Annotated in this window: 10 protein-coding genes, 1 tRNA gene and 1 pseudogene (1 of these 12 cut by a window edge); 1 reads left to right on the top strand and 11 read right to left on the bottom strand. The window is 51.9% G+C overall.

Features of this window, described 5'->3' with window-relative positions; all coding sequences use genetic code 11:
- Positions 1-13: 13 nt before the first annotated feature.
- The 9 genes from Q2B33_RS15425 to Q2B33_RS15385 form a co-directional block, all read right to left on the bottom strand.
- Positions 14-87, bottom strand: a tRNA-Arg gene (locus tag Q2B33_RS15425).
- 256 nt (positions 88-343) lie between these two features.
- Entirely contained in the window at positions 344-1,222 is an 879-nt protein-coding gene (locus Q2B33_RS15420; RefSeq protein ID WP_296457647.1) for a DUF3881 family protein, read from the bottom strand.
- A 33-nt stretch (positions 1,223-1,255) separates the two neighbouring features.
- A complete protein-coding gene (locus Q2B33_RS15415) occupies positions 1,256-1,975 on the bottom strand; it encodes a DUF3592 domain-containing protein (protein ID WP_300571023.1) in 720 nt (239 codons plus the stop codon).
- Positions 1,976-1,997: 22 nt separating this feature from the next.
- A complete protein-coding gene (serS, locus tag Q2B33_RS15410) occupies positions 1,998-3,290 on the bottom strand; it encodes a serine--tRNA ligase (RefSeq protein ID WP_296457641.1) in 1,293 nt (430 codons plus the stop codon).
- 29 nt (positions 3,291-3,319) lie between these two features.
- Positions 3,320-3,856 carry a DUF4446 family protein gene (locus tag Q2B33_RS15405; protein ID WP_300571016.1) on the bottom strand — a complete coding sequence of 179 codons (537 nt, stop codon included), beginning with the start codon at positions 3,854-3,856 and terminating at the stop codon, positions 3,320-3,322.
- Between the two features lie 60 nt (positions 3,857-3,916).
- Positions 3,917-4,834: a ParB/RepB/Spo0J family partition protein gene (locus Q2B33_RS15400; protein WP_300571013.1), complete on the bottom strand. Its 918-nt coding sequence runs from the start codon at positions 4,832-4,834 to the stop codon at positions 3,917-3,919.
- A gap of 41 nt (positions 4,835-4,875) precedes the next feature.
- The gene (locus tag Q2B33_RS15395) at positions 4,876-5,637 is read right to left on the bottom strand and encodes a ParA family protein (protein ID WP_300571010.1); all 762 of its coding nucleotides are present in this window, start codon (positions 5,635-5,637) and stop codon (positions 4,876-4,878) included.
- Between the two features lie 330 nt (positions 5,638-5,967).
- Entirely contained in the window at positions 5,968-6,375 is a 408-nt protein-coding gene (locus Q2B33_RS15390; RefSeq protein WP_300571007.1) for a GNAT family N-acetyltransferase, read from the bottom strand.
- A gap of 153 nt (positions 6,376-6,528) precedes the next feature.
- The gene (locus Q2B33_RS15385; RefSeq protein ID WP_300571004.1) at positions 6,529-7,419 is read right to left on the bottom strand and encodes a ribokinase; all 891 of its coding nucleotides are present in this window, start codon (positions 7,417-7,419) and stop codon (positions 6,529-6,531) included.
- Positions 7,420-7,502: 83 nt separating this feature from the next.
- Here Q2B33_RS15385 and Q2B33_RS15380 point away from each other — a divergent pair, with 83 nt between their 5' ends.
- Entirely contained in the window at positions 7,503-8,966 is a 1,464-nt protein-coding gene (locus Q2B33_RS15380) for an arylsulfatase (RefSeq protein WP_300571001.1), read from the top strand.
- Here Q2B33_RS15380 and Q2B33_RS15375 read toward each other — a convergent pair.
- Both Q2B33_RS15375 and rsmG read right to left on the bottom strand, forming a co-directional pair.
- Positions 8,963-9,463, bottom strand: a complete 501-nt coding sequence (locus Q2B33_RS15375) for a hypothetical protein (RefSeq protein WP_300570998.1) — start codon at positions 9,461-9,463, stop codon at positions 8,963-8,965. The two genes, Q2B33_RS15380 and Q2B33_RS15375, sit on opposite strands and share 4 nt — an antisense overlap.
- Positions 9,460-9,805: pseudogene (rsmG, locus tag Q2B33_RS24555) on the bottom strand (16S rRNA (guanine(527)-N(7))-methyltransferase RsmG) (it continues 433 nt past the right edge of the window). Before rsmG ends, Q2B33_RS15375 begins: the two are co-directional and overlap by 4 nt.

Here is a 9,805-nt window from a genome sequence, read left to right as displayed (position 1 = left end):
CAATGCTTTCCAGCGTCCCCGAGACGACTTGAACGTCCGACCTATCGCTTAGGAGGCGATCGCTCTATCCAACTGAGCTACGAGGACTTGTATGAAAAACTTGCTAATAAGCAAATCATTCAGCTATGAAATTGTTGATTCTACGTTGCTCCGGCAAACGAACACCTACCACTTAGGAGGCGGACGCTCTATCCATCTGAGCTACGGAAACGTGTATAAAATTGTGTGTGACTTGCGGCTTCTGCTCCTCCAAAAAGTTTCCGCTGTAGGTTCTCTTAGGAGGCGGACGCTCTATCCTGCTGAGCTACAGAAACACGACTTCCTTCATACAGCCTACCATCGCCTACGCGAACCCCTCCGGGAAGTTGATGCTTCCCTGCAGCCAGATGGTTCCTTTGAATCTCCTTCCCACCTGTGGCTCACCGTATATATCTATTATATTAATAGATACGTCAAATGTCAACTCATTACTGCAAATTGTTAAAATAAAAATTTTTTCTCCCGTTATCTGGTTCGTCAACTGGCGGACTGCCATGATTTCACCCAGGACGGAATACTGGTCACACTCCACGCCATAGGGCATGAAATACGTATCTACCAGGCTGAAGACGTCCTCCTTCTGGATGCGCCTGGATATGGTGGTGTACATGTCCATGTCTTCCAGGGTCAGCGTCTCTATGGCGTCCTCGTCCCCCTTCCTGGCGGCTGCCATGAGGGAGCTCCTGGTGGCGGAGTTCTGCTTCCCCTGCTGTACCTGCTGCTCGTTCTTCTGGATGGGCAGCAGAATCGTCCCGCTGACGGACAGGGCCGAAAGCGTCAGCGTGGTGCCACGGACAGGCAGCAGATCCTCCACCATGGCACGCATGTAGGGTATCTTGTTTTTCAGATAAAATATTAACGACATTCCGACTTTTATATCATCGCATACCCCTGCGTAGGATTCCTTTTCCGCATGGCGCTCCACGGACACATCCTCGCAGGAGGTGATGCCCGTCCCCTCCAGATAGGGATAATAATATTCATAGATGAATCTCTCATCGTCATCGAACTCACCGCAGACAGCGATTCCGATTCCATTGGCGAAATCTTTGCAAAATTCACCTGACAATGTGTCATTCTTCCCCTTCAGGACACTGCGCCTGTCGGCATTGATGACCACCTCCGCCAACAGCTCCTGCAGTCTCTTATGGCTCTCCAATTTGCTGAATCCAATGGCACGCATAAATTTATGCAAATATTTCACCTTCTTTCCCTGTCACGTATAGTCCTTTACCTTCTTATCCAATATGCTCTCCGCATCCACATGGTAACGGCTGTAGTCTTCCCCGTCCACATAGACGTCTATGGTGTCTCCCGGCTGTAGGACCACATTGGGATTTATCCACAAATCCTCGCTTTTGAACCGATAGATCACATCTTTATATTCATCCCGGTAATAACAGTAAATCTGATAAGGATTCCGGCCGTTCATCACATAGCTGGTATTGACCGCTATCTGCTCCACAATGGCGCTCAGGCGCTTTCCTGACGACAGGATTTTCTTTCTTCTGCGGGCCTTGTTCCGGGATACCGCGATAAACACAAGAGCGATTCCCATAAAGAGGATTCCTATCAGGAGAAATACTATCTCCAAAAGCAGCATGCCGCCCGGGGATTTCACATGTCCCGGATTTTCCGGATCGCACAGAAGGGGAATCTCCTGTCCCTCATACATACCGCTTCTGTAGAAATTCAATTCTATGTCTTCATAGACCCTGCCATCGTACTGATATGTCACATATACATTGTGTCTCCGGTCGCCGTCAGAGGCGCGGTAGGAAGAGATTCCTGTGATTTCAGCCGTGATTTCTTCTGCCCGTTCCCTGAAACCGGAATCCGCCAATGCCATTGTGATGCCCACTGCAGAAAATATGGCTCCCACAACCAGAAAGATACCACAAAAAAGCACCATAAAGGAATTTCTCTTTTGCTTCATCCCATTCTCCTGACAGATTTATTTATCTGGCACCGCCCGGAAGGATTCTGTCCTTGCCGCCCATATAAGGGCGCAGCGCCTCCGGGATACTGATGCTCCCGTCCGCGTTCACATTATTCTCCAGGAACGCGATAAGCCCTCTGGGCGTAGCCAATACCGTATTATTTAATGTATGCACATAGTATGTCCCATTTTCTCCCTTGGTACGGATGCCAAGGCGCCTCGCCTGGGCATCTCCCAGAGTGGAACAGGATCCCACCTCGAAATATTTCTGCTGTCTGGGGCTCCAGGCCTCGATGTCGCAGGACTTCACCTTCAGGTCAGCCAGATCTCCGCTGCAGCATTCCAGAGTCCGCACGGGCACGTCCAGGCTGCGGAAGAACTCCACCGTATAGGACCACATCTTATTGTACCAGTCCATGGAATCCTCAGGCTTGCACAGCACTACCATCTCCTGCTTTTCGAACTGGTGCACCCGGTAGACGCCCCTCTCCTCTATTCCATGGGACCCCACTTCCTTTCTGAAGCAGGGAGAATAGGAGGTCATCGTGATGGGCAGATTGGCCTCGGTGACGATCTGTCCCTGGAACCTGCCGATCATGGAATGCTCGGAAGTTCCGATCAGATATAAGTCCTCCCCCTCAATCTTGTACATCATGGCTTCCATCTCCGCAAAGCTCATGACTCCGTTCACCACATTGCTGCGGATCATAAAGGGCGGGATGCAGTAGGTGAAGCCTTTGTCTATCATGAAGTCCCTGGCGTAGCTGATCATGGCCGAATGGATTCTAGCCGCGTCCCCGATCAGATAATAAAAGCCGTTCCCGCTGGTCCGCCCCGCCGCATCCTTGTCCAATCCATTGATGCTGTTCAGGATATCCGCATGATAAGGCACCTCGAAATCAGGCACTGCGGGCTCCCCGTACTTTTCAATCTCCACGTTCTCGCTGTCGTCCCTGCCGATGGGAACGGAAGCATCGATAAGGTTCGGAATCACCATCATTATCTTCGTGATTTTCTCCTGAAGCTGGGGTTCCAGGGCCTCCAGCTCCGCCAGCCTTTTGGCATTCGCAGCCACTTCCGCCTTCTTTTCCTCGGCCTCCGCCTTTTTGCCCTGGGCCATAAGCGCGCCGATTTCCTTGGATACCTTATTCTTGGATGCGCGAAGGTTATCTCCCTCCTGCTTGGCTTTTCTGCTCTCCGCATCCAGGGCTATCACCTCGTCCACCAGGGCAAGTTTTTCCTCCTGGAATTTCTTCCGGATATTCTCCTTTACAATATCGGGATTCTCTCTCAAAAACTTAATATCAATCATGGCTTTCCTGTCCTTTCTGTTTATCTCGCTTATGCTCTTGTCCCTTTTGCGATGGCCAGCGCCTCTGCCTCCTCCTGGCTCAGCGAGATGCTGTTGTCGCCATTCCTGATTTCCTTGGAATAGGAATAGCAGCCCTCGGTGCTGTGGACGGAATTGATGATAAAGCCGTTGTCGTTCTCATCCAGCAGCGCGAGACTGTAGCTCAGCTGTCCGCCCATCTGGTTAAAGGCATCGTACCGCACAAGCCCCATCTTCTGGTATACTGTCTGCAGCCTCTTGAATATGGTATCGATGTCCTGCCTGTCCTTCTCTGCCCCTTCTTTCAGAAGCTCATTGTCTTTGAAGAGCTTCAGGATATCCTCCTCCAGGCTGGCCCCATCTTTTCCCAGGACGAACCGATCCAACCTTTTCCTCAGCCTGTTCACCTTTACGATTTGTACGATCAAAAGTATCAGCACAATCAGCATCAGGACGGCCAAACCCAGTATCCCTGCCGCCAGATACCCCCAGTCAAAGGAGCCGATGCCAATCTGGTCTAAAAATGCGCTACTTCCTGTTGTATTCATATATCTCCTTTAGTATCCTGCCTGTTTATCCATGACTTTCTTTGTAGTTTACTGCATTTTTCATTGCTGTGCAGTATATGATATGATATCTAACAGTCTGTCCAGATCCTCGTGATTATAAAATTCAATCTCGATTTTCCCAGAACCTTCCCCTTTCGGGGTGACTGTCACCTTTGTGCTCAGCCGCTGCTTCAGCCTGTCCTCGATATCCTGATAGATGACCTGCATGGTCACATCGTCATTCGGCTTCTTCTTTGGCTTCTCCGGCTTATTCAGATTCTTTACCAGCTTCTCCACCTCGCGGACGCTGAGCTTTTGATCAAAAATCCGCTGGGCTATTTCATACTGCTCTTCCGGATCTTCTACGCCCAGGAGCGCCCGGGCATGTCCGGTGGTTATCATTTCATCGATTACCATCTGCTGCACCTTGTCGGTGAGCTTCAGGAGCCGCATGGAATTGGTGACGGCGGTACGGCTCTTTGACACCCTTTCAGCCACTTCATCCTGCTTCAGATTGAATTCCGTCAGTAGGCGCTTGTAGGCCTGCGCTTCTTCAATGGGATTCAAATCCTCCCGCTGGATATTCTCAATCAGGGAAATCTCCATGATTTCCTGCTCTGTGTAATCACGGATGATGACAGGCACTTCCTTCAATCCGGCCAGCTTTGCCGCCCGCCATCTTCTCTCGCCGGCAATGATTTCGTAGTGGTCTTTCCTGTCCTGCACCAGGATAGGCTGTATCACTCCCACCTGCCTGATGGAATCGGCCAGTTCCTGTAATGAATCTTCATCAAAATTCTTACGGGGCTGCTTTCGGTTGGGCTCTACTGCGGTAATCTTTACAAGTGTCTCCTGTGGACCGGCATCGCCGGAAGCCTTGGATGCTTCCGATTCCTTTTTGGCCTTGGCCTCTCCCACCGCATCAGGTATCAGGGAATCAAGACCCTTGCCCAGTCCTCTTGCCGTCTTTCCTGCCATATCCTTCCTCCATTTCCACTTGCCGCTTTTTGTAGGGACTGTCACGCGTTGCTGATTACCTCTTCAGCCAACTGCATATAGGCCTCGGCGCCAGCTGATTTCGCATCGTAAAGATTGATGGGCATCCCATGGCTGGGCGCTTCTGCCAGCCGGATATTCCTGGGTATCAGGGTGCTGTATATCTTATGATTCAGATTTTTCTTTACATTCTCTACTACCTGCATGGACAGATTGGTGCGGGCATCATACATGGTAAATACCGTGCCCTCCATATCCAGATCAGGATTCAGTCTCTCCTTCACCAGGTTGATGGTATGTATCAACTGGCTCAATCCTTCCAGCGCGTAATATTCACACTGAATGGGAACCAGTACGCTGTCCGCTGTGGTCATGGCATTGATTGTCAGCATGTTCAGTGAAGGAGGACAGTCAATGATGATAAAATCATATTCTTCCTTGATATAATCCACTTCTCTTTTCAGTATGTATTCCTTCTTGTCTATGCCTATCAGTTCAATCTCGGCCGCGGCCAGATTGACATTGGAAGGGACTACTGAGACATCGCCTGTGACTTTTCTGATAATGCAGTCACTGATGGAACACTCCCCAAGAATCAACTCATATATGGTATTTTCCAGGTTGTTCTTGTCTATGCCAAAGCCGCTGGTGGTGTTTCCCTGTGGATCAGTGTCGATTACCAGTACCCTTTTCCCTTTCTCTGCCAGGCAGGCGGAAAGATTGATGGCTGTTGTGGTTTTCCCCACACCGCCCTTTTGATTTGCTATTGCAATCGTTTTTCCCATGGCCGGACTCCCTCCTTGAATATGCTTTTCTATTATAGCATTATTTTCCTAGGATAGCTATATATAAGTTGAACAATATTTTAGAATTGCTGACTTGCTTCTATATAAATCTAACGATAAAATGCCGCAGAATGTTTCACGTGAAACATTCTGCGGCACCGAAAACCTTTATTCTTACTGCCAATCTCAGTTCACGAGCAAAAGCCAATTGAAACCTCGCGACAGATTCCATCACTCGTGAACACAAATGTTTCACAGACAGCTTACAACATGTTGGGCTACATGTTTCACGTGAAACATTATCTTGTCTCCTTGTCTATACAAAATGTTTCACGTGAAACATTTTCCCTTTGAGAAATACAATACCAAATCATCATCATTACAGCAATCCATATATGGTTCACAGACCTTATCCTGATACCACACTCCTGAACCATCCGGGACATACCCCCTCTTCACATACATCCTCTGAGCGCTGCCATACCCGCTGTGCAGCCCTACTCCGATGCATACGACATGGCTGGATTGAAACCCAATCTCCTCTGCGACGTTCATCAGCCTGGCGCCAATCCCCTGCCTTCTGTATTTCTCCAGCACCCCGAAGTCCACAATCTCCGGATATCCCAGGGAAGCAAAAGGTCCCTTCAACTGATGGAAATAGAGATTCACATACCCGGCCACAGAGCCTTCATGCTCCGCCACGACAGAAATGCATCTTCCCTCCTCCTGGTCCTTCAACCGCGTCAGATACTTCTCTTCACTGACATGCCATCCCTTCTCCCTGTAGGATTTCTTCTATATCATCCTTTTCAAGATTCCTAATCAGACAGATTTCATCCTTATAATATACCATTCCCGCATCTCCCTGAAAATCGGCTCACAACCGCACCCTCAAATATCCTCCAAAGCCTTCTCCACTTCCTGCCGCCCGGGGATGGACACTGCCGCCCCGGCCCGGGAGACACTGATGGACGCCGCCCTGGATGCCCGTCTCATGCACTCTCCGATTTCCATCCCCTCTGTCAGTGTGGTAAGGAAATATCCGGTAAAGGTATCCCCCGCCGCCGTCGTATCCACCACAGAAGAAGGATACGCCTTCTGCTCTGTCCTTCCCTCCGGCGTATAGCATACCGCCCCCTCTTTCCCCAATGTCACCACCATGCTCAGCCCGGGATACTTTCCATGGATGAGCTGCCAGGCTGCATCCGGATCCTTCTTTCCGGAAATCTGCTCTGCCTCCACCTCGTTCACCAGCAGCCAGGCGATGGCATTGAAATCCAGATGCAGAAGGCTCTCCTCAAAAGGAGACGGATTCAGCACTACCTTCATTCCCCTGGCTTTTGCCTCCGCCACCATCTCCGGCAGACAGCTCACCTCATTCTGCAGCACCAGATAATCGCCCGGCTCGAACCTCTCCATGACTTTTCTCACCATTTCCGGCGTGATATCACGGTTGGAGCCGCCGAACAGAAGGATACAGTTCTCTCCGCTCCTGTCCACCTGTATCACGGCGTTCCCCTGTATGTCCTCCACTGTAATCAGACAGGAGGTGTCCACGCCGTTCTCCGCAAGCTCTCTGGCCAGCCTCTCTCCTCCTGCCCCGATGCAGCCGGCATGGTATACCTCCGCCCCGGCCTTTGCCAGCGCTATGGATTGGTTCAGCCCCTTTCCCCCGCAGTTGACACTTTGGGACAGGGCGCTCAGGGTCTCCCCGGGCTGTACGAAATGCTCCACCTGGTAGACATAGTCCAGATTCAGGGAACCGAAATTCAAAATCTTCATACTAATTCCTCCTTGCGTATCGATGACTTATTCTGTATACTGAAAGCATGTACATCCATAAAATATCAGAAAGGAAAGCATCTATGGAAAAGAGAAAACAAAAGGAACAGCCCAACATCCTGCTCATCATGACCGACCAGATGCGCGGCGACTGTCTGGGAATCGCAGACCATCCCGATGTAAAGACGCCATACCTGGATCACCTGGCATCCCTGGGGACACGTTACAGCAATGCCTACACCGCCTGCCCAAGCTGCATCCCGGCCCGCTGCGCCCTGCACACAGGACTTTCCCAGGAACATCACGGCCGGGTAGGCTATATGGACAGAGTCCCCTGGGAATATCCCGTCACCATGGCCGGAGAGCTGTCAAAGGCCGGATATTACACCCAATGCGTGGGAAAGATGCATGTCCATCCCCTGCGGAACCTCATGGGCTTCCACAACATAGAGCTCCACGACGGCTACCTCCATGCCTATCGGAATGCCAACGTGCCCTACGCGGAAAACCAGCGGATCGCCGACGATTATTTCTACTGGCTGAAGACCCAGATCGGCATCGACAGGGATGTGACGGACGAAGGGCTGGAATGCAATTCCTTCACCGCCAGGCCCTGGATGTATGAGGAAAGGCTCCACCCCACCAACTGGGTCACGGACAGATCCATCGATTTTCTCCGCCGCAGAGACCGCTCCCGTCCCTTTTTCCTGATGGCATCCTATCTCAGGCCTCATCCGCCTTTTGACGCGCCCCAGTGCTTCTTCGACCTCTACCGCGGCCGGGACCTGACGCCTCCCGCCATAGGCGACTGGGCGGATGAAGAACGTCTGAGACGACTGGGCAGGCGCACCGATGCCGATACGGGATCCGTGGATCCGGAGCTCATGCGCCAGGCACAGATCGGGTATTATGCCTGCATCACCCATCTGGACAATCAGATAGGAAAACTGGTAGACGCATTGAAGGACGACGGTTCTTATCAAAATACCGTTATTTTATTTGTGTCAGACCACGGAGAACTTCTGGGAGACCACTACACCTTCCGAAAGACCCGCCCCTATCAGGGAAGCATCCACATTCCCCTGATTGTCGCCAACGCACCGGGCATGATACCCAGGACGGTATGCACCAGGCTGGCGGAGCTTCGGGACATCCTGCCCACTTTGGTGGAGCTGGCCGGAGGCGAACAGCCGGAAGGGATTGACGGGCTCTCCCTTCTCCGGGAGAACCATCGGGAATACCTCCACGGGGAGCACAGCGGCGGCGACATCGGAAACCAGTACATCGTCACCGGGCAGGACAAGTACTGCTGGTTCATGGAATCCGGAAGGGAACAGTATTTCCGTCTGGATGCGGATCCGAAGGAGCTGCACGACGCGATTGCGGATCCGGACTGCCAGGAGCGGATTTCCTACCTGCGCGGGCTCCTCATCAAAGAGCTGGCAGGAAGGGAAGAAGGGTACACGGACGGAACCCGGCTGATTCCCGGAAGGAGGCAGAAAAGCTGCCTGAGCTTCCTGCCTGCCGCTGATAGCATCAGAGGCTAAGGCTTCTCCCCCTCCCGCATCCTGTCCACAAGTTCTCTTAATGATTTTGCGATGATGGCCAGCTCCTGCCTGGCCTGGATGGGATTCCTGTCGATGTACCCGCTGCTGTTCTCGATTCTGCCGATGATATTCTCCAAATCCATCAGAGAGGCATCGCGCCTGCGCCTGGCGCGCTCTCTCTGATGGCGGCAGACAGCCTCAAGCCGGGAAATCCGCTTCTCCAACACCTCTCTCTGGCTGCAAAGCCGCTGTATCTGCTCTTCATGGACGGCTTTCTCCTCTTTTATCCTTCCTATTTCTTCTTTATATAATACCTCCACCCTCCTGGGGGAAAATACCTTTCTGTCCTCAGGCTCCGAGTCCTGTATGGTCTTAAGACGCAGCTCCGCCTCCTTCACGCGCCCGTCATGCTCTTCTATCCGTGCCTTAAGCTCCGCGTCCTCCTCCCGGAATTCCTTCAGCAGCTCCCGCAGTACCTGATAATCTTCCTTTTTCATGACGCCCCCTGCCTCTCTGGCTTTTTCCCTGTCTCCCGGATAGGCTCCCTGGAGGGCAGACCGGCCTTTCTGGGATATTTCGCCGGGGTCTTCTGCACCTTTTCCACCACCACCAGATTCCTGTGGATATCCGAATCCGGCAAAGTGAATTCCACACTCTCCCTTACCCGGCCGCCCAGCACGGATATGGCCTTCTGCGCATCCGCCACTTCCCCCGGGCCCTTCTCGGATTTATAGGCAATGAACTGCCCTCCCTTTTTCACAAAAGGAAGACAGTACTCCGACAGGGTGGAGAGATGCGCCACCGCCCGGGACACACAGAAATCGAAGGTCTCCCTCCCT

It is taken from the genome of uncultured Acetatifactor sp. (genome assembly GCF_948601915.1).
Classification (GTDB): domain Bacteria; phylum Bacillota; class Clostridia; order Lachnospirales; family Lachnospiraceae; genus Acetatifactor.
The sequence above is the reverse complement of the archived record's forward strand: the minus strand, read 5'-3'. Positions and strand labels throughout refer to the sequence as shown.

Coding starts and splice junctions, on each gene's coding strand:
- Q2B33_RS15420 (WP_296457647.1), bottom strand. CDS start 1,222: ATGCGTGCCATTGGATTCAGCAAATTGGAGAGCCATAAGAGACTGCAG.
- Q2B33_RS15415 (WP_300571023.1), bottom strand. CDS start 1,975: ATGAAGCAAAAGAGAAATTCCTTTATGGTGCTTTTTTGTGGTATCTTT.
- serS (WP_296457641.1), bottom strand. CDS start 3,290: ATGATTGATATTAAGTTTTTGAGAGAGAATCCCGATATTGTAAAGGAG.
- Q2B33_RS15405 (WP_300571016.1), bottom strand. CDS start 3,856: ATGAATACAACAGGAAGTAGCGCATTTTTAGACCAGATTGGCATCGGC.
- Q2B33_RS15400 (WP_300571013.1), bottom strand. CDS start 4,834: ATGGCAGGAAAGACGGCAAGAGGACTGGGCAAGGGTCTTGATTCCCTG.
- Q2B33_RS15395 (WP_300571010.1), bottom strand. CDS start 5,637: ATGGGAAAAACGATTGCAATAGCAAATCAAAAGGGCGGTGTGGGGAAA.
- Q2B33_RS15385 (WP_300571004.1), bottom strand. CDS start 7,419: ATGAAGATTTTGAATTTCGGTTCCCTGAATCTGGACTATGTCTACCAG.
- Q2B33_RS15380 (WP_300571001.1), top strand. CDS start 7,503: ATGGAAAAGAGAAAACAAAAGGAACAGCCCAACATCCTGCTCATCATG.
- Q2B33_RS15375 (WP_300570998.1), bottom strand. CDS start 9,463: ATGAAAAAGGAAGATTATCAGGTACTGCGGGAGCTGCTGAAGGAATTC.